Origin of the sequence: Paenibacillus sp. PAMC21692, from assembly GCF_014303795.1 — a bacterium.
Lineage (GTDB): Bacteria > Bacillota > Bacilli > Paenibacillales > Paenibacillaceae > Pristimantibacillus > Pristimantibacillus agaridevorans.
In genome coordinates this window covers 5,462,429-5,482,690 of record NZ_CP060293.1, presented here as the reverse complement: position 1 = coordinate 5,482,690, position 20,262 = coordinate 5,462,429, and the positions used below count along the sequence as shown (strand labels likewise).

The window sequence follows — 20,262 nt, the reverse complement described above, 5'->3', positions numbered from 1 at the left end:
GCATGGAAGCGGGAGGAACTTTGTCGCTCAATGACGAATAAGTAAACGTGGAATTTATTTTTATACATAAAGCTCTAATGCGAAGGAGATATGCCTAATGTTATTGCATGAAACTTGGAAAAAAATTATGACGGGCGCGCTTGCCTTCACGCTGGTAACGGGCAGCGGAACGGCCCTGTTGTCGACTCCGGTCCCGGTATCCGCGGAGGAAGCAGTCTCAACTAAAGCATTGCCGTTCACGGATATGCCTAACGGCCATTGGGCAGAAAAACATGTGGCCAAACTGTCGTTTCAAGGCGTTATTACGGGATATTATGACAAGAATACCGATACGTATACGTTCAGACCAGAGAAGAGCATCAGTCAGCAGGAGGCCGTGCTCCTTGCTCTTCGATTTGCCGGTTTGGATGACCTGGCGGATGAGGATTCGCTAATCGTATTCGGAGAAAAGTTTACGGTCGGCGAGTTCTATAAAAAATATATCGAGCTTGCTTTTTCCGAAGGGCTCCTTGATCGCGATGAGGAGTATCAGTTGGCCGCGGCCGATCCCGATACCGAATGGGGCTCGAAGCCTGCCAGCCGCGAATGGGTTACGAAGCTCATCGTGAAGGCCATCGGGCAGGAGGCGGCGGCTTCGCAGCTTGAGAACGCGCCTTCGCATTTCACCGATGCAAACGACGTGCAGGCTCGTTATAAGGGTTTTGTGAACGCAGCCTATCAGTTGGGACTTATCAAAGGTTTAACCGATACGGAATTTGCGCCTAAAAACGCCATAAATCGCGCAAGCTTGGCCACCTTGTTTAGCCGTGCGCAAACCAGCTTCCCTATGGACTATCCCGGACAAATAAGCGGCGTTGTTTCCGATTTGGGCGAAGACTCCATTACGATCTATGATGTCGGAGAAGAATTGACGTTTGCGCTTGATGCGAACACGCTCTATTATCATTACAATTCGGAGAAAGCGATCACTAAGGATCAATTGCTGGAATACGGCGACGTCTCCGTCATCGCCAAAGACGGCAAAGCTTTATACGTTGAAGTTCTGGGCGATGTGCAACATACGGATTCGATCTCGGGTACGTTCGCGCGTTATAACGAAACTTCGAAAATCTTTTATCTATGGATTGACGATAAGCCGGTTGAAATCCAATATAGCGATGCCATGAGGATTGAAGATACGGACGGCAAAGTATTGACACTCGCCGATATTAAAGCCAACGCTGCTGTGACCGTCGTGCGGGAAGCATTCGGCGAATCCCCGCAAGCCATTAGTCTCGTTGTCGCGGCTGAGCAGGCAGTGACGCTTATGACGGGTGATTTTTATTCGGCAGATTCCAAAACGGTAACGATCACCAAGGATGGAGATCTGGTATCGAAGTTTCTGGCTGTCGGCGCAACGGTTGAAATTAGCGGATTGGCCAATGCCGCGATTGGCGATCTGATCCCCGGCAGCGATAAGGTCGAGGTCAGCTTGAACGATGAAGGCCAAGTAACAAAGATCAAGGTTCTGAATCGCGACGTTAAGGTGCTTGCGGGAGCGAGAATCGTGTACTACGACAAAGCGGATAAATTCGTGACCGTGCTCGGAAGCGACAAACAGCCGCTATCTCTGAGTTTGACCGACAAAACGATTTATAACTACTTGGGAACGACAATGGATAGAGAGGCGGCAATGGCTCTCATCAATAGCAACGTAAACGTTGTAATCAAACATACGGGCGCAAATGTCGTCTCGGTTAATTTTGTATTGAATTATGCAGGAACGATTACGGAAATCGATACTACAGCCAAATCGGTAACGGTTCTGACATCGGAAGGATACACGGTCAAAATTCCTTATACCGTTACCGGAGTGGAATGGTACAGCCGTCCTACGGCCACTCTAGCCGATTTGAAGACTGGCGATTCCGTTACGGTGGCCATGAAGATGGACAAGGTTGAAGCGGCCTCTATTCGAGTTCATCGCACCATTGCATATGACGTCGTATCCGTGGACGTTGCCAACAAAAAAATGGTTATTAAAAACGCGGTCAATGATTCCGTTACGTTAACATTAACGAATGTTAAGATGTTGAAGCCAGACGGAACGAATGCACTTATTTCCACATACAGAGCAGGAGACAAAGTAGAAGTATCTTACATTGGCAATACTGTCATGCAAGTACAAGAAGTAAACGCGAATAGCGGTTCCAACGGTTAAAAGCATAGTATGACTCTTGCAGTAGGTCAATGCGGGAACATTTTGTGAAAAAACTGCCCTTATGGGCGGTTTTTTTTTGGAAATCATGGGATTGGTAGTTGCGAAGCGTGTCAAATTTCGCTACACTTTGAACGATAGTGTTGTTACTCTGGAGGACAGCGATGAATGCGAAGCAGAAGATGCGTCATATATTGGATATCATCGCCGACATGTTCCCTGACGCGCATTGCGAGCTGAATCACGACAATCCGTTCGAGTTGACGATTGCCGTGCTGCTATCGGCTCAATGCACGGACGAGACGGTGAACAAGGTGACGGCAGACCTGTTCCGAAAGTATAAGCGTCCCGAAGATTATCTGAGCGTTCCGCTCGAAGAGCTGGAGCAGGACATCAGGCGAATCGGCTTGTTCCGAAGCAAGGCTTCGAATATACAGAAGCTCAGCCGCATCTTGATCGACAAGTACGAAGGAGATGTGCCTCGGACGCACGAAGGATTGATAGAGCTTCCCGGAGTGGGCAGGAAGACAGCCAACGTAGTTATGTCAAATGCATTCGGCGAACCCGCCATTGCAGTCGATACGCATGTGGAGAGGGTGTCTAAGCGCCTCGCCATCGCGAAGTCGGATGACACCGTATTGGAAGTAGAGCATAAATTGATGAAGCTGGTGCCTAGAGACGAATGGATCTTGACGCATCATCGACTCATCTTCTTCGGACGTTACCATTGCAAGGCTCAAAGTCCGCAATGTCCGATTTGTCCGCTGCTAGATTTGTGCAAGGAAGGCAAAGCACGTATGAAGCCGGCGGCCAAGACCAAACATAAAGGTAAGAATACCAAATCAAGAGTCGAAGGATGATGAATATGAAATGTATCTCCGTGTACACAAACAATTTTGAACTATTCTCGGATATTTACGAGCAAGTCCTTGAATCTCCTCCCAAGGAGAATGAAGATATCGTCATCGATGGCATTACGGTGAGCGGATCAGGCGACGTGCCGGATCAATATATTGATCGTATGCGCGTCAAGCCGGAGGTTGTCGTGATGAAAGAGAAAGAGCGCAACATTATGATTCTTCAGCATGGCAATGTATTCGAGATTTGCCTGCCGTCGACAGAAGAAGAAGAAGCGGTATAAGAGCGAGTACAATAGTATGGAGATGACGAAAGTAATGAACGTGCAGAACCTAGCTGAAGCGTTATACAAGATCGGCGCCGAATTGGAAGCCGCTGGCGACCATACCCGTGCCGTACAAGCGCAGGAGCTGAACAGTAAGCTGACCGAAGGTCGGCTTACTGTTGCTTTATGCGGACATTTCTCGGCAGGCAAGTCTACGCTCGTCAACGCGTTGTGCGGCGCGAAGCTGCTTCCCTCCAGTCCGATCCCTACAAGCGCGAACGTCGTTTCGATCCGAGGCGGCGACCGGGCGATAGCCTTTGTAGAGACGGAAGCCGGAGGCGTCGCTTCCCACGCGGAGGTGCCGATCGACGATCTGGACACTTATTGCAAGGACGGGGAGAAATTCCTGTCTGTATCGATTCGATACCCTAGCGACCTGCTGGGATCGGAGATGACTTTGCTTGATACGCCGGGAATCGATTCGACGGACGATGCTCACCGGATGGCAACGGAATCCGCTCTCCATCTGGCGGATGTTGTTTTCTACGTCATGGATTACAATCACGTTCAGTCCGAGATCAACTTCGCTTTTGCGAAAAGCCTGAAGGACTGGGGCAAGCCGCTTTATTTTATCGTCAATCAGATTGATAAGCACCGGGACCGCGAGCTTAGCTTCGAGGCCTACAAGAGCAGCGTAGAAGATGCGTTTCACGCCTGGCACTTGGAGCCGGCAGGCATTTTGTACCTCTCCCTGCGTCAGCCGGACCATCCCCACCATCAATGGGATACCCTTCTGACTCTGATCGAGCAGCTTAAGGAGAAGCGGGAGGAGCTCTGCGCATACAGCGTGGATGCTTCGCTGCGCCATCTGGTTAATGGTCATGTCAAATGGGAGAACGAAAGCCGCGAGCCGGAACGCGAAAGACTTACGGATGAAGCGGGCGGGGAAGAGGCGCTGAGCTCCGTCAAATTGGAAGCTGCGCGGCTGAGAGACAATATCCGATCGTTGGAGGCAGAAAAGGAACAATATCGTACGCGGCTTCGTACGGAGCTCCAATCGATACTGGATAACGCCAATATTACGCCGGCCGCTCTAAGGGATCTGGCTCATTCGTTTCTGGACAGCCGCAAGCCAGGCTTTAAAGCCGGACTTCTATTTGCCGGCGCCAAGACGGCCGCGGAGCAGGAGCGGCGCCTTGCCGTGTTCCGCACGGAGCTTGGCGGCTTGATCATTGCGAGCATGGATTGGCATGTAAAGCAGTTGCTGAGGCAAGCGGCATCTGCCGGAGGTTACGCCGGCGAGCAATTGGAATCTATGTTGGCAGAACGTCTGGGCTGGACGCCGGACGACGACTGGTTGGTTTCGAGAGTAAAGCAAGGCGCCGTATTCGGCAACGAATACACGATGACTTACAGCAAGGATATGGCCGGGGATGTCAAGAGCGAATACCGGCGGCGCGCGATGGAAGTGATCGATGTGCTTGCGGTTCATGCGGCAGCTTCCGTAGACGCCGATATTGGGGCTGCGAAAGGAGAGCTTGCCGTCCTCGGCGGCAAGACGGCTGCGGTCGATGCGCTTCATGACCTGGAGCTGGCTATCAAGCGCAGGGAGGAAGAGCTCCGCCAGATGCAGCCTGGCGCGTTAATGAGACCGCAGCTGCCGAACCCTGCGGAGATGGCGCTTGCGGGAGCGAGCGGGCAGACGCAGTCGTATGCGGGCTCTTCCTCGCCGCCATTGCGCTCGGCAAGCGGCAGAGAAGATGATGCAGGCCGTATGAAGCAGGAAGTTGCCGCAGCTGCCATAGCCATCGCTAAGTCGGAGACGGCGGATGAACGGACGATTGACCGTTCTTCGTCCATCCGCTCGAAGCAGTTGGCTGCTTCGAAGCGAATGAGGCAAGCTGCCGACCTGCTGGAGCCGCATGCCATGCTGCAAGCTGCTGCGGCGGCACTTGCGGAGAAGGCGCGTCGTCTAGGAGACAGCCGATTTACGATCGCGTTGTTCGGAGCGTTTAGCGCGGGCAAATCCTCGCTAGCAAACGCCTTGATCGGAGAAGCCGTATTGCCGGTATCTCCGAATCCTACTACCGCGGCGATCAATCGTCTAATGCCGCCTACCGGGCAATTCGGGCATGGCACTGCACGGGTCGCTATGAAGTCTAAGGAAGCCATCCTGGACGATCTGCGGTACTCCTTGTCCTTGCTTGGCGAACGCGCGACCAAGGAGACATTGCCTGATGGAGCGTCGATTCTTGCAATTATTGATAAACTATCGCCGGATTCCATCGGCGCCGGCGGCAGACCGCATTACAGCTTCCTGCGCGCGGCAAGGAACGGGTGGCACGAGCACGAAAAACAGTTGGGCATGGAGCTGCATGTCGATCGCGAAGAATATGCAAAGTTTGTTGCCGACGAGTCGCGCTCCTGCTTTGTAAGCGAGATCGACTTCCACTACGATTGTCCGCTGACGGCGGAAGGCATCGTCTTGGTCGATACGCCTGGCGCCGATTCTGTTAATGCAAGGCATACGGGCGTTTCTTTCAACTACATTAAAAACGCCGATGCCGTTCTGTTTGTTACTTATTACAATCACGCCTTCTCCCAAGCGGACCGGCAGTTCCTGGATCAGCTTGGCCGCGTGAAGGACCAGTTCGAGCTGGACAAAATGTTCTTTATCGTCAACGCCGCGGATCTGGCTGCCGACGAGGAAGAGCTGCAACATGTTCTGATGCATGTGGAGCATAATTTGCTCCAGCATTCCATCCGGCATCCCCGGCTGTATCCCGTATCCAGCATCGAAGCGCTGGACGGCAAGACGGAGCGCAATGAGGCGCTTCTTATTCGCTCGCGCATCACTGCTTTCGAAGGGGACTTCCTCTCCTTTATAGCAACGGATCTCGGCGCTCTCGCCATCGATTCCGCTGACCAAGAGCTCAAGCGGACAATCGGGCAGTTGGAGGGTTGGATTGCAGGAGCGCAAGGCGACGAGTCGGCTCGCGAGGCCGAACGCGTCAAGCTGGAAGCCTCCATGGGCCGCGTTAATGAACCGATGGAGCGTCTGCGTGACGCGCTTTTGCCGGAAGGGCTGAAGCAAGAGATGTCGGAGCTGCTATATTATGTGGCTCAACGGTTGCAATTCAGGCTTGGGGACTTCTTCCACCTAGCCTTTAACCCTGCGTCCTTGCAAGATGACGGCCGAGACTTAAAGCGGGTCGTCTGGACGTCCTGGCTGGAGCTTCAGCGCCTTATTCAACATGAGCTGTCCCAGGAGCTCCTGGCGACTTCGCTGCGCGTTGAGCGGGCACTGAACGGCGAGTTGAATAAAGAGCACGCTGCATGCTCGCTGGGGCTTGGCGAGTTGCTGCCTGGCTACGAGGCGGCTCCATATGCGCCGCAATCGCTTGTCGTACCGGAGGAAAGCGCGATGTGGCAAGAAACCTCCATCGAAGCCAAATGGTTGTGGAGCCGATTTAAGTCGCCGCGACAATTTTTCGAAGGAGAAGGCAAGGGACAGTTGCGCAAGGAGCTTGAAGGCATCCTGGTTCCTTCCATTCAAGCGTGGACATCCGCATCCGCGACTCAGTGGCATACACATTACGGCCGCGAGTGGGATAAAGCTTCGGAGCAAGTAGGTAAAAGTCTAATGACGGATGTATTGGCCTATGCCGAGGGCAAGCGTCAATCGCTTGCCGGCGGCTCAGCCGTGATGGAGCTGACGACGCTTAGAAAAAAATTAATCGATATCCAAAAAGTCTGATCCAGTCCGCCTTCCATATCACGATTCGCTTAATGCTTTTGCCGGTGCGGTTCCGCCCGGCAAAAGCTTTTATTGTTTTTGTGTGCAAACGTGCAAAAACGGAGCAATACGTACATTATGGCAATCAAACGAGATTATTTGGGAGGTATCGAGCATTCCTTACCCCCAATCGCCATAATAAGCGGATACACTCAATAATTCGCAAAATTATCGAATTTGCTCCTATATAACGATGCTGGTAATATGCACTCATACTTAAGAAAACAGATGGGGAGATGGATTTTCTTGGACGTACTGAGGCAGTTAAAAGCCTTTTATTGGCCGGATAAAAAGTTGTTGTTCGGCTCGATCCTGTTCTTGATGATCGCGACTGCGCTGGGGCTGGTGTATCCGAACCTGCTGCGTTATCTGATTGACGATGTAATCACACCGGAGCGATTTGAACTCGTGCCTGGTCTCGCAATGCTGGTCGTTGGCGTCATTACACTGAAAGCGATTAATCAATTTTTACATGGATTTCTGGGAGGAAGACTGGGCAACAAAATTGCCTATAACCTTCGAAACGCATTGTACGACAAGCTGCAGACCTTATCCTTTCAATATTACGACAAAGCGAAAACGGGAGACCTGATGTCCCGATTGACGGCCGATCTGGAGGGGATCCGTCAATTTATCGGATTCGGCTTCGCGCAAATTCTCAACATGGTGCTGATGGTCGTATTCGGCGGAGCGATGATGATGTATTTCAACTGGCAATTGACGCTCATTATTTTGCTGCCGATTCCGCTCTTGATTTTCCTGGCGCTTAAGTTCGAACGGAAGATCCATCCCGCATTCCGCGAAATGCGTCAGGCGATGAGTGATCTGACAACAGCGGTGCAAGAGAATATTACGGGCGTTCGTACCGTCAAATCATTCGCGCGCGAAACCCATGAGGTATCCAAGTTTTCAATTCGGAGCGACGCGTACCAGCAGAATCAGGTAAGAGCGTCTTCCATATGGGCGCGGTTTTTCCCGGTGATGGAGCTTACGGCGAACTTGTGCGCGGTCATCCTGCTGGTCGCAGGCGGCATTATGGTCATTAACCAATCTATGATGCTAGGTGAATTCATTGCCTTTTTCAGCTTGATCTGGTACATTATCGGCCCGATGTGGGGTCTCGGCTTTCATATTAATGCTTATACGCAATTCAAAGCTTCCGGCGAGCGCGTCCTGACATTGCTTAATGAACATGTTCACGTGAAAAACGTGAAGGATGCCATCGTGGCGAGCGACAAACAAGTAAAGGGGCATGTCCGCTTTGAAAACGTGACGTTTAACTATCCAGACAAAGCTCCGGCGATCACCTCTCTCAGTCTGGATGCCCCGGCTGGTACGGTCATTGGTTTCCTGGGAGGAACGGGCTCTGGCAAATCTACGGTTATCCAGCTGCTGATGCGTGCCTACAATGTGAAGCAGGGCAGCATTACGCTCGACGGCATCGATATTCGAAACCTGGACGTACAATCGCTCAGAAGGCAGATCGCTCCTGTATTCCAGGAAACCTTCCTGTTCTCGGCTTCCATACGCGACAATATCGCTTATGGCGTTGGCGGCGTAACGGACGAAGAGATAATTAAGGCGGCGAAGCTGGCCAAAGCCCATGACTTTATTATGGAAATGCCGCTTGGTTACGATACAGTCGTAGGCGAGAGAGGGATGGGGTTGTCTGGCGGCCAGAAGCAGCGGATCGCCATCGCCCGCGCATTGATCAAAAATCCGCGTATCCTCATCCTCGACGACGCGACGAGCGCTGTCGATATGGAGACGGAACATGAAATTCAGGCGGGCTTCAAGGAGTTGATGGCTGGCAGAACGACTTTTATTATCGCACACCGTATTTCCTCATTGCGCCATGCCGACGAAATTATCGTCCTGGACGAAGGACATGTCGTGCAACGGGGAACACACGAGCAGTTGATCGCTCAAAAAGGTCCTTATCTGGATACGTACCGCATCCAATATGCGGATTATATTGAGAAACAACAAGCAGAAGCCGGTCGGTCGCCGATACCGGGAGTTTACGAAGCTCGGAGGAGTTCGGTACAATGAGCGCAAAATCGCAGATGAAAGCTAGAAACAGAAACGAAAGATTCGTATACCAGGACGACGAAGAAATCGAAAAGCCGTTTAACTGGGCGCAGCTGAGGCGGCTGTACAATTACATGAAGCCGTACAATCGGCAGCTGATGCCAGTCATCATCATGATGGTGATCGGTACGCTGACGCGGTTGACGAATCCGCTTCTGATGTTATACGCGATCGACAATATCCTGATGGCCGATACGGGCTCTAAGAACGTCGGCGAACTGGTGGCGGTTGCGGCGGGAATGCTGGCGCTGTATGTCATTCAATGGATTTCCAACACGTATCGGATCAAATATACGAACATCATCGGCCAGAAGGTTATCTATGACCTTCGCAAGCATCTGTTTCAGCATATTCAGAAGCTGTCGTTCCGCTTCTATGACAAACGTCCTGCGGGATCCGTGCTTGTGCGCGTCACGAACGACGTCAACGCGCTGCAGGAGCTGTTCACGAACGGCGTCGTCAACTTGCTGATGGACTGCATCCAGCTCTTCGGCATCGTCATCATTTTGCTGGGGCTAAACGTGAAGCTGGGTCTTGCGGTTATGATTACGGTACCGATCATGTTTGTTGTATCGTCATCCTTGCGGAAGCGGATTCGATTCGCCTGGCAGTCGGTACGGATGAAGCAATCCCGTATTAACGCCCACTTGAACGAAAGCATTCAGGGAATGAAGGTCACGCAAGCGTACGTGCAAGAGAAGGATAATATGAGCTTCTTCGACCATATGAACACCGACAATATTAAATCTTGGAATAAGGCATCCGCGCTTAACCAAATGTTCGGTCCCATCATTGAGGTAACGGCAGCAATCGGCACATGCATTCTGTTCTGGTACGGTGCGACGCTGATTCAGAATGAAGTCATAACAGTCGGTTTGCTCGTGGCGTTCGCCAATTATATCGGCAACTTCTGGGATCCCATCAACCGGCTGGGTCAAATGTACTCGCAGCTTTTGATCGCTATGGCCTCGTCGGAGCGGATCTTCGAATTCATCGATGAAGAGCCGACGGTAGCAGAAGCCGGCAACGCCAAGGAACTGCCCGCGATCCGCGGGGACGTAACATTTGAGAATCTTGTCTTCGAATACGAGAAGAACAGGCCTGCGCTCAAAAATGTCAGCATCAACGTCAAAGCGGGTCAATCCATCGCTTTAGTCGGCCATACGGGTTCCGGCAAAAGTACGATCATCAACCTGCTGTGCCGTTTTTATGATCCCGTACAGGGACGCGTTCTTATCGACGGAATAGACATCCGCGACGTCTCTATCGAAAGCCTTCGCTCGCAGGTCGGCATCGTGCTGCAGGATACGTTTATCTTTTCCGGCACGATCCGCGACAACATCCGTTACGGACGTCTGGACGCGACGGACGCCGAGATCGTCAAGGCGGCGCAATCGGTTCACGCGCATGATTTTATCATGAATCTGCCAGACGGGTACGACACTCAGGTCGAAGAACGCGGCAACGTCTTGTCTATGGGCCAAAGACAGCTTCTATCCTTTGCCCGTGCTTTGCTGGCCGATCCGAAGATTCTGATCCTAGACGAAGCAACGGCGAGCATCGATACCGAGACGGAGCTAAAGATCCAGGAAGCGCTCAAGACGCTGCTCCAGGGTCGCACCTCGTTCATGATCGCGCACAGGCTGTCCACGATCCGCCATGCGGACGATATCATCGTGCTGGATCACGGCGTCATCGTCGAACAAGGCGATCATGCGGCGCTGGTCAAAAAACAAGGCGTCTACAACGGCCTTATCGAAGCTCAGTTCAAGTTTGTTTAAAGTGCTGAAGGTTGAGGTTAAGGTTTGAGGGTTTAAAGGTTTAAAATATAAATAATGTTCAAAAGATCGCTTTTCAGTACCGAGAAGATTGGACGAAGCTAGAATCTGAGGAGCGGAGCATAGCAGCGCTATGTGAGCACCTGCAATGTTTCCGGAGGAAACATACTTCGTAAGCATATGCCTTAGATTCGGCTGAGTTCAATATTCGACGCCGAATAAGCTTCTTCTAGAAAATTCTTCGTAATGGAAAGTGGTCTTTTGAACCTCCTTATATTGATTTTTGGTGGGAGAACCTTCAGAATGGAGACTATCAAAGTTTCCAGGAGGGTTCTTTTTTTATGTATGGATCACCGTTATCCCGGCAGGCACGCAAAATGATGATCCTCGGCTCCGGAGAGCTCGGGAAAGAAGTTGTGCTGGAGGCTCAGCGCCTCGGCGTCGAAACGATTGCCGTGGACCGTTATGACAACGCCCCGGCCATGCAGGTGGCACATCGCAAATACGTAACGGACATGCTGGACGGTGACGCTATTCGCCGCATTATCGAAGAGGAACGGCCCGATCTAATCGTACCCGAGATCGAAGCGATTGCGACGGAGACGCTGGTTGCACTGGAGGCCGAGGGACATCATGTCATTCCGACTGCCCGTGCAGCGCGACTGACTATGGATCGCGAAGGCATCCGCAGGCTGGCTTCGGAGACGCTTGGCCTCCCGACGGCGCCGTATCGGTTCGCGGACTCTCTAGACGAGCTGCGCGCTGCTGCTGCGGAGCTCGGGTTCCCTTGCGTGATCAAACCGATTATGAGCTCCTCGGGCAAAGGACAAAGCGTCTGCCGCTCCGAGGCCGAGCTTGAGAGCTGCTGGAACTACGCCATGGAGGGCGGCCGAGCGAAAAAAGCGCGTATTATAGTCGAAGGTTTCGTTACGTTCGACTCCGAGATCACGCTGCTTACGGTACGCTCCGTTTCCGGCACAAGTTATTGTCCGCCGATCGGTCACGTTCAGAAAGACGGGGACTATATCGAATCATGGCAGCCCCATGAGATGAGCGAAGCTCACATTCGAGAAGCGGAAGAGATTGCGCTTCGAATTACAGAGGAGCTGGGAGGCTACGGTATTTACGGCGTAGAGCTGTTTCTAACGCCGGAGGGCGTACTCTTTAGCGAGGTATCTCCTCGTCCGCATGATACCGGCATGGTAACGATGGCGACGCAGGATCTGTCCGAATTCGCGCTGCATGTACGCGCAATTCTGGGTTTCCCGATCCCTGCAATCAGATTGCTGACGCCTGGCGCATCGCATACGCTCAAAGCAGATCGCGAATCAGCGGAGTTCCGCATCGGCGGTATCGAAGAAGCTCTCTCCGTACCTAACACTCAAGTCCGTCTATTCGGCAAGCCGGAGACGAAAGAGGGCAGACGAATGGCAGTGGTATTGTCAAGCGCCGTCGATGTTGAAGCGGCTCGCGATCTTGCGCGCACGGCGGCGGAATGTCTCCATTTCGACTATAAGTGAAACTTCAACTTCTTTAAAAGGTAGTTCAAAAAGTCCGCTTTTGATCACGAAGTATGCCAAGAAGCCTACTCGACTTCGAATATATCCCGATACCCACGAAAGTGAAGGGATGCTTTGATGCTTATTCCGATTACTTTCGCGGGGCCCGAGGTTAGCGAAACTAAGCGGATGCTTTCGAAGTATGTTTCCTCCGGAAACATTGCAGGTGCTCACGTAGCTACCACTACGCTCCGCTCCTCAGTTTCTACTTTCGTTCCATCTTCTACAGCGTTTTTGAAAAAAACGCAGCATCGGAAGCATAAGCTCATGTGCTGGAAACCGAACTTTTTGAACACATACTATAAGAACAAGTAGGTGAATTACGACAATGGGCAAAAAAGGAAAACCGCAAGGGCAGCGGCGGCCAGCCGCTCCGACTTCGGAGCCTGAGCAGCAAGGCGCGACGCTTAAGGAGCTGCTTGGCGCGGATGTGCTTAATAAGCTGAAGGCGCAAGCGGATCGGCTTACGCAGGAGGATGCGGACCGCAAGGAACGCGAACGCAAGGAAGCGGAAGAAGCCAAGAAACGCGAGCAAAAGCTGAAGGAGAACGACTTCTCTTATTTGCTGAACAACAGCGACCCAAACTGGAACAAATACAAGTAAGGCTGTTCGCCATGTTGCTAAAGCCGAACCTCCAGCCAATCTTCGCCATACGATGATGTAAGGATACGTGCGTCGAAAGCTTAAGCAGCGGCGCTCCGAGCATGGGGAGGCGAAGACATGCAAGTGAAGGTTAGGCCGGGCGACACGTTGTGGAAGTACAGCGTATGGTTCGGCATCCCGTATCAGCTCATTCTGGACTCCAACCGCGAAGTCGCCGCAGGCGTGCTGGCTGTAGGCGATACCGTTCAGATTCCGGGATATATATGGGCAGAACATACGGTTATTGCGGGAGACTCGCTCTGGCGGATCGCGACGATGAACGGCGTATCTGTGGACTTGCTGCTCCAGAGCAATCCCGAGCTGCAGGGCGAGATGTTGTCCATCGGCTCCAAAATAGCGGTTCCTAGACGCGTTACGCGGCGCGTCGTGGAAGCCAGGCGTCTTTATGGCTACGGTTCCTTGCTCGAGGATATGAACAGGCTGACGGATATTTATCCCTTCCTCGTCCGATCGGACATCGGCACTTCGGTCATGGGCAAGCCAATCCCCGCGCTAGGTATAGGGAACGGCAACAAAAAAATTCATTTTAATGGAAGCATGCACGCCAACGAATGGATTACGACGCCCGTACTCATGCAGTTCCTGAATGATTATTTGCTGTCTTTGACAAATAGTATGGATCTCGGCGGACTGGCGATGTATCCGCAGTACTTGACGACGTCTTTGTCCATTGTTCCGATGGTCAATCCCGATGGCGTCAATCTCGTGGTAAGCGGTCCGCCGGATGGTGAGCCGCATAGAAGCGAAGCGATCGCGATCAACGGCGGGAGCAACGACTTCTCCGGATGGAAGGCGAATATACGCGGCGTGGATCTCAACAAGCAGTTTCCCGCGCTGTGGGAGCGCGATGCCGTTCAAGGTCCTCAGGTCCCTGCTCCGCGAGATTACTCCGGCACAGCGCCGCTTACGGAGCCGGAGGCGCGGAGTCTAGCCGAATTCACGCGCGCCAGCGGGTTTCAGCGCGCCTTGGCGTTTCATACGCAAGGCAAAGTCATATTCTGGGGTTTCGAGGGACTGGAGCCGCCTCAATCCGAGGTGTTAGCGAACGAATTCGCGGCTGTCAGCGGATACGAAGCGGTGCGTAATGCGGACAGCACAGCCGGCTACAAAGACTGGTTTATCCAGGACTTCCGGCTTCCCGGATTTACCGTGGAGCTGGGCAGCGGCGTTAATCCGCTTCCGATCGAACAATTCGGCGAGATCTACGATTCCGCTCTGAGTATTATGCTTGCAGCCTTGTATATGTAACCCGCGTAAATTTGAAAGCATGCATATAAATCACGGCCAATTCGCTCAACCCGAAAAGACCTCGACAGAGAGGTTTTCAAATATTTTTAAGTCGGGGATGCCCAGGCGGCATCCTTTTTTCGCGGATTCGGCATAAGGAGGCGCGGAATTGCGCACTATGGTAACAACTTCATTGCGCCAGGAACATCTGTCATAGACTCGTTCATACTCGTCAAGAACAGACGATTTTAGACGTCAAAATTTCACTTTTGCGAACGTTCGTTTGTTTTTATATAATGGGTAAATTGCAGATTGACTTTACGAATGGATAGTCTTGCTTTAAAATAGCTTGGAGATATTACGAGTATCACGGACTGGGGGAAGCTCATGAGTGAGCAAATGGATGTAATCGCGAACGGAACGGCCGCGGAAGGCAATTATGGGGCCGATGATATACAAGTGCTCGAAGGATTGACAGCTGTCAGGAAACGTCCGGGGATGTACATTGGCAGTACAAGCTTATCCGGCTTGCATCATCTCGTTTGGGAGATCGTGGATAACGCAGTGGACGAACATCTCGCTAAATTTTGCTCCGCGATCGATGTGACGCTGCATAAAAACGGCTCCATTACGGTGTACGACAACGGGAGGGGCATCCCTACCGGGATTCATAAGACAGGTATACCTACGCCGCAAGTCGTATTTACGATCCTGCATGCAGGCGGAAAGTTCGGCGGCGGCGGATACAAGAAGTCCGGCGGTCTGCACGGCGTTGGCGCATCAGTGACAAACGCGCTGTCGGAGTGGCTGGAAGTAGAAATCTACCGCGACGGCAAGATACATAGGATGAGATTCGAATATTGGATCGATGACAAAGGCAAGGAGCACGTCGGCGAACCCGTCACGGGTTTGGAGATTATCGGCAACAGCAACCGCACCGGTACGAAAGTAACGTTTAAACCCGATAGCAGGGTATTCCAGAACGGAACGTCGTTCAACTACGATACGCTGGCAGAGCGGCTGCAAGAAATTGCTTTCCTGAACTCCGGGCTTAAAGTGACGATCAAGGATGATCGCAGCGGCAAGGACGACGTCTTTCATTACGAAGGCGGCGCAAGCGAGTTCGTACAATTTTTGAACGAGGGGAAGACGGCGCTGCATGACGTCGTCCACTTTGCCGGCGACCGCGACGACATTGAAGTGGAGGTGGCGCTCCAGTACAACGACGGGTACACGGAGACGATTGCGTCTTTCGTGAATTCTATCCCAACCCGAGGCGGCGGCACGCACGAGACGGGCTTTAAGACGGCCTACACGCGCGTCATGAATGATTACGCCCGCAAGGCCGCATTGCTGAAGGAGAAGGACAAGAACCTGGAGGGCAACGATCTGCGCGAAGGGATGATGGCCGTCGTCAACATCAAAATGTCGGAGGTGGAATTCGTCGGTCAGACGAAGGACCAGCTCGGCAGCGCCTCTGCCCGCAGCGCGGTAGATGCCGTCGTAGCCGAGAAAATGCAGGTATTCCTGGAGGAAAATCCGCAGGTAGCCCAATCGCTGCTCAAGAAGGCCGTGCAGGCGTCCAAGGCGCGCGAGGCGGCGCGCAAGGCGCGAGAAGAGATCCGAAGCGGCAAGAAGAAAAGCGAGAGCTCCAATCTGGGCGGCAAGCTGACGCCTGCGCAGTCGAAGGACTACACGCGCAACGAGCTCTTTATCGTGGAGGGCGATTCCGCAGGCGGGTCGGCGAAGCAAGGACGCGATTCCAAGCATCAGGCCATCCTGCCGCTCAAGGGCAAGCCGATGAATCCCGAGAAGGCCAAGCTTGTCGATATCCTGAAAAACGACGAATACAAAGCTATCATATCCGCCATCGGCGCAGGCGTAGGTCCCGAATTCGAAGCGGATGAGAGCAACTACAGCAAAATCATCATCATGACGGACGCGGATACGGACGGCGCCCATATCCAGGTGCTGCTGCTGACGTTCTTCTACCGGTATATGAAGCCGCTCATCGATTCGGGGCGCATCTATATTGCGCAGCCTCCCCTGTACAAAATTACGCGCAAATCCGGCAAGCTGGAGACCGTGCGTTACGCTTGGACAGACGAACAGCTGCAGAATTATCTAAAGGAATACGGCAAAGGTTACGAGCTTCAGCGCTACAAGGGTCTCGGAGAGATGAACCCGGACCAGCTGTGGGAGACGACGATGAATCCGGAATCTCGTACGCTGCTCCAGGTACAGATCGAAGACGCGGCAAAAGCAGAGCGTCGCGTATCGACGCTGATGGGCGACAAAGTCGACCCTCGCAAGCGATGGATCATCGAAAACGTAGACTTTACCGAATATGAAGAGTAGAGGAGGATCCGCATGAGCAGCCTGGAACAATTTCTGCCCGCGTTCCTGGAGGAGGTCGTGGGAGACCGCTTCGGACGGTATTCGAAATATATTATTCAGGACCGCGCTATACCCGACGTCCGCGACGGTCTCAAGCCCGTGCAGCGGCGTATCTTATATGCCATGTACGACGCGGGCAATACGCCGGACAAGCCGTATCGCAAGTCGGCCAAGACCGTCGGCGACGTCATGGGCAATTACCATCCCCACGGCGACTCCTCTATCTACGAAGGCATGGTGAGAATGGCGCAGCCTTGGAAGATGGGCCATCCGCTTGTCGACGGCCATGGCAACTGGGGATCTCAGGACGACGATCCCGCCGCGGCGATGCGATATACGGAAGCGCGGCTGTCCAAGATCGCTATGGAACTGCTGCGAGACATCGATAAGCGAACGGTACAGTTCAAGGACAACTTCGACAATACAACGAAGGAGCCCGTCGTACTGCCCTCGCGTTACCCGAATCTGTTGGTGAACGGTGTCAGCGGCATTTCCTCCGGCTTTGCGACAGAGATTCCGCCGCATAATTTGCGGGAGGTTATCGACGCTTGCATTGCTTATATGAACAATCCCAAGCTGCCTCTGGAAGAGCTGATGGGAATCGTTAAAGGTCCGGACTTTCCGACCGGCGGTCTTATCATGGGCGAGGAGGGGATACGGGAAGCGTATACAACCGGCAAAGGACGCATCTACATTCGTTCCAAGACGGCCATTGAGGATATGCGCGGCGGCAAGCAGCAGATCGTCATTACCGAAATCCCTTACCAGGTCGTCAAATCCAGACTGGTCACCGCGATGGAAAACATCCGCCTGGAGAAAAAGGTGGAGGGAATTGCCGAGGTTCGCGACGAAAGCGGCCGGAACGGGCTGCGCATCGTCGTAGAGCTTAAGAAGGATGCGGATGCGGGCGGCATTCTGGCCTATTTGCTCAAAAAGACGGACCTGCAGGTGACCTACAACTTTAATATGGTCGCGATCGTGAACAAGGCGCCTCAACAACTGGGCTTGTTGCCGATGCTGTCGGCCTACGTGGACCATCAGAAGGAAGTTGTCACTCATCGGACCCAGTTCGAGCTGGAGAAGGCGGAGGACCGCGCTCATGTCGTCGAAGGACTCGTTAAAGCATTAAATCTGCTGGACGAAGTGATCGCGACTATCAAGGCTTCCAAGAACCGTGGCGACGCGCAGGATAACCTGGTCGCGAAATTCGGCTTCACGGAGCGCCAAGCGGACGCGATTTTGACCTTGCAATTGTACCGGCTGACGAATCTGGAAATTACATCGCTCGAGAAGGAGCTTAAGGAAGCGCAGAAAAAGATCGCTTATCTTCGTTCCATCCTGGAGAGCGAAAAGAAGCTGATCGGCGTCATTCGGGACGAATTGAAGGAGATCCGCGACAAATACGGCATCGATCGCCGGTCCGATATTCAAGGAGAAGTCGAAGAGCTGAAGGTGAATCTGGAAGTCATGGTAACCCCCGAGGATGTGCTTGTTACGCTCAGCAAGGACGGTTACATGAAACGGACCAGCATGCTGTCCTTCACGCGTTCGGGCGGCGAGCTCGACAATTCCGGGGTGAAGGACGGGGACGTCATTCGCGACATGCTGCTCGTCAATACGATCGACAGCCTGCTGTTGTTCACGCGCAAGGGGCAATTCTACCTGCTGCCTGTCCATCAGATTCCGGAATTCAAGTGGAAGGATACGGGAACCGCGATCGTTAACATTATTCAGCTGCCTAAGGACGACGGCATCGTCAGCGTCCTTCCCGTCAAGGATCTTAACGAAGCCGGCCAATCACTTGTATTCGTTACAAAACGTGGACAAGTAAAACGTACCGAGCTGAAGGAATATGCAACGACCCGATCCACTGCCGTAGCGGCTTGCAAGGTTGCCGACGGCGACGAAGTCATTCATGTCACCCAATCCGACAATTCCAAGCACATCGTGCTTGTAACGAAAAACGGCATGAGCATTCGCTTCGAGGAATCCGAGGTCAACCCGATAGGCCGTGTTTCAAGCGGCGTGAGGGGCATCGCACTGAAGGACGACGATGAGATTACGGCAGCGTTATGGGTTGCCGATGATGAAGGCGAAGTGCTTGTCATCTCCGATCTGGGTTATGCGAAACGTTCGCTCCTGCTGGATTATCCGATTCAAGCCAGAGGCGGCAAAGGCGTGCAAACCTTCGAGTTCAAGGAAGGCAAGCGGGTCCGTCCTAACGGCTCTTCGCTGATTGCCGCTTATTATTGCACGAAGCCGCTCGAGATTGTGGCGCTTACTTCTTCGGGCGCCCGTCACATTGCCGATTCCGAGAAAGCGCCGATCGAAGAGCGCAAGTCTATCGGCAAGTCGTTGTTCCAGATAGAGAAGCCGGATGTCATTACGACGACATTTATCCGGTCCGCGTCCGCCTTCCATCAATCGTAAGGCTGGCCGGGCGGGTTAAATCTTTCGATCAGCTCCAGCATCACTTCCAGCATGACCCACAGTGGCACCAGCTCGTCAGGGCGGTCCAGCCACTGCGGGTCTTTGATGATGCCGTAAGCTTTTATTTTGCGCAACACTTCCGATTTCCGCTCATCCAACCGAATCACGCTCCTCGCCGGCTGGTTGCTGCTTCGTTATCCGCACGATGCGCCCAGCTGTCGCCTCATTATATGTCTGCTTCTGTCAAACGGTTCGAAATGATGGCGATAAGAGGCGTAAACTATTAATCGGGTTAACCTTTTATTCGACATGGACGATCGGTATAATAGAGTTAAGAGAATGGATTGGGAAGGGAGCAGGAGGAGGAATGATTGCCGAAGACTTTACGAAGGTGTGGACGAAGCTGTCGCGCGATTGGAAGATGAATTTGGAGCAGGGGCTGGCTCCGCTCACCGAAGGACAGTTGAACGTATTGGAGCTGCTGCTCGAGTCGGACCGCATGAAACCCTCCGACCTGATCCCGTATTTGTCCACGACTCCGGCGGCCGTAACGACTTTGCTCGATCGGATGGAGCGAAACGGTTTAATCGTCCGTTCGCGGGATGATCAGGACAGGCGTATCGTATGGATTACGGTTTCTGAGCAAGGCAAGTCGGAAGCGGAGCGGGGAAGAGGCGTTCGCAGCAATCTGATCGCGGAATCGCTAGATCGCATCTCTGCCCATAATCAACAGCTGCTGGTGTTGTTATTAGGCAAGGTAGCCAATCATTAGTTTGTTTTTGTATACGAAATGATGCAACTATACTGCCGATAGAGCAGAAAATAGGTCAAGCTGTTAAGAATGAAGGATTTCAGTATGTCAGGTAAATCGGGCGAGTTTGTCTGCAAGTTCGACAGTTTGTACGATTCGCCCCTTGTTTGCCCATGCTGGGGGAATATAGATGGAAAAGCTCCCCTTAATCTGAGTAAATCAGGCGAAAGGCTCGGCATAAAGGGAAAA

At 52.8% G+C, this 20,262-nt stretch carries 13 protein-coding genes; 12 read left to right on the top strand and 1 reads right to left on the bottom strand.

Features of this window, described 5'->3' with window-relative positions; genetic code table 11:
- Positions 1–97: 97 nt before the first annotated feature.
- From H7F31_RS22165 to gyrA, 11 genes are all read left to right on the top strand, one after another.
- Positions 98–2,200 carry an S-layer homology domain-containing protein gene (locus H7F31_RS22165; protein ID WP_187100573.1) on the top strand — a complete coding sequence of 701 codons (2,103 nt, stop codon included), beginning with the start codon at positions 98–100 and terminating at the stop codon, positions 2,198–2,200.
- A 161-nt stretch (positions 2,201–2,361) separates the two neighbouring features.
- Positions 2,362–3,057: an endonuclease III gene (nth, locus tag H7F31_RS22160; protein ID WP_187100572.1), complete on the top strand. Its 696-nt coding sequence runs from the start codon at positions 2,362–2,364 to the stop codon at positions 3,055–3,057.
- Positions 3,058–3,062: 5 nt separating this feature from the next.
- Positions 3,063–3,338 carry an NAD/NADP transhydrogenase alpha subunit gene (locus tag H7F31_RS22155; RefSeq protein WP_087566949.1) on the top strand — a complete coding sequence of 92 codons (276 nt, stop codon included), beginning with the start codon at positions 3,063–3,065 and terminating at the stop codon, positions 3,336–3,338.
- Between the two features lie 34 nt (positions 3,339–3,372).
- Positions 3,373–7,077 (top strand): dynamin family protein, encoded by a 3,705-nt coding sequence (locus tag H7F31_RS22150; protein WP_187100571.1) that lies wholly within the window; start codon positions 3,373–3,375, stop codon positions 7,075–7,077.
- A gap of 285 nt (positions 7,078–7,362) precedes the next feature.
- Positions 7,363–9,168, top strand: coding sequence for an ABC transporter ATP-binding protein (locus tag H7F31_RS22145; protein ID WP_187100570.1), 1,806 nt, complete (start codon positions 7,363–7,365; stop codon positions 9,166–9,168).
- Entirely contained in the window at positions 9,165–10,988 is a 1,824-nt protein-coding gene (locus H7F31_RS22140; RefSeq protein WP_187100569.1) for an ABC transporter ATP-binding protein, read from the top strand. Before H7F31_RS22145 ends, H7F31_RS22140 begins: the two co-directional genes overlap by 4 nt.
- Positions 10,989–11,326: 338 nt before the next feature.
- Positions 11,327–12,505, top strand: a complete 1,179-nt coding sequence (gene purT, locus H7F31_RS22135; RefSeq protein WP_187100568.1) for a formate-dependent phosphoribosylglycinamide formyltransferase — start codon at positions 11,327–11,329, stop codon at positions 12,503–12,505.
- 367 nt (positions 12,506–12,872) lie between these two features.
- Complete coding sequence (locus H7F31_RS22130) at positions 12,873–13,148, top strand: YqkE family protein (RefSeq protein WP_187100567.1); 276 nt, start codon at positions 12,873–12,875, stop codon at positions 13,146–13,148.
- Between the two features lie 117 nt (positions 13,149–13,265).
- Positions 13,266–14,456 carry a M14 family metallopeptidase gene (locus H7F31_RS22125; protein WP_187100566.1) on the top strand — a complete coding sequence of 397 codons (1,191 nt, stop codon included), beginning with the start codon at positions 13,266–13,268 and terminating at the stop codon, positions 14,454–14,456.
- A 366-nt stretch (positions 14,457–14,822) separates the two neighbouring features.
- Complete coding sequence (gene parE / locus H7F31_RS22120) at positions 14,823–16,793, top strand: DNA topoisomerase IV subunit B (protein ID WP_187100565.1); 1,971 nt, start codon at positions 14,823–14,825, stop codon at positions 16,791–16,793.
- 12 nt (positions 16,794–16,805) lie between these two features.
- Complete coding sequence (gene gyrA, locus H7F31_RS22115) at positions 16,806–19,262, top strand: DNA gyrase subunit A (protein ID WP_187100564.1); 2,457 nt, start codon at positions 16,806–16,808, stop codon at positions 19,260–19,262.
- Here the strand turns inward: gyrA and H7F31_RS22110 are convergent.
- Positions 19,253–19,420 (bottom strand): hypothetical protein, encoded by a 168-nt coding sequence (locus H7F31_RS22110; RefSeq protein WP_179215424.1) that lies wholly within the window; start codon positions 19,418–19,420, stop codon positions 19,253–19,255. The two genes, gyrA and H7F31_RS22110, sit on opposite strands and share 10 nt — an antisense overlap.
- A gap of 209 nt (positions 19,421–19,629) precedes the next feature.
- Between H7F31_RS22110 and H7F31_RS22105 the strand changes: the two genes are divergently transcribed.
- Positions 19,630–20,034, top strand: coding sequence for a MarR family winged helix-turn-helix transcriptional regulator (locus H7F31_RS22105; protein WP_187100563.1), 405 nt, complete (start codon positions 19,630–19,632; stop codon positions 20,032–20,034).
- Positions 20,035–20,262: the final 228 nt, after the last annotated feature.

What these genes read in the sequence shown, in the direction of transcription:
- parE (WP_187100565.1), top strand. Translation starts at nt 14,823, where the DNA reads ATGAGTGAGCAAATGGATGTAATCGCGAACGGAACGGCCGCGGAAGGC.
- H7F31_RS22155 (WP_087566949.1), top strand. Translation starts at nt 3,063, where the DNA reads ATGAAATGTATCTCCGTGTACACAAACAATTTTGAACTATTCTCGGAT.
- H7F31_RS22105 (WP_187100563.1), top strand. Translation starts at nt 19,630, where the DNA reads ATGATTGCCGAAGACTTTACGAAGGTGTGGACGAAGCTGTCGCGCGAT.
- nth (WP_187100572.1), top strand. Translation starts at nt 2,362, where the DNA reads ATGAATGCGAAGCAGAAGATGCGTCATATATTGGATATCATCGCCGAC.
- H7F31_RS22130 (WP_187100567.1), top strand. Translation starts at nt 12,873, where the DNA reads ATGGGCAAAAAAGGAAAACCGCAAGGGCAGCGGCGGCCAGCCGCTCCG.
- H7F31_RS22165 (WP_187100573.1), top strand. Translation starts at nt 98, where the DNA reads ATGTTATTGCATGAAACTTGGAAAAAAATTATGACGGGCGCGCTTGCC.
- H7F31_RS22125 (WP_187100566.1), top strand. Translation starts at nt 13,266, where the DNA reads ATGCAAGTGAAGGTTAGGCCGGGCGACACGTTGTGGAAGTACAGCGTA.
- H7F31_RS22140 (WP_187100569.1), top strand. Translation starts at nt 9,165, where the DNA reads ATGAGCGCAAAATCGCAGATGAAAGCTAGAAACAGAAACGAAAGATTC.
- purT (WP_187100568.1), top strand. Translation starts at nt 11,327, where the DNA reads ATGTATGGATCACCGTTATCCCGGCAGGCACGCAAAATGATGATCCTC.
- gyrA (WP_187100564.1), top strand. Translation starts at nt 16,806, where the DNA reads ATGAGCAGCCTGGAACAATTTCTGCCCGCGTTCCTGGAGGAGGTCGTG.
- H7F31_RS22150 (WP_187100571.1), top strand. Translation starts at nt 3,373, where the DNA reads ATGAACGTGCAGAACCTAGCTGAAGCGTTATACAAGATCGGCGCCGAA.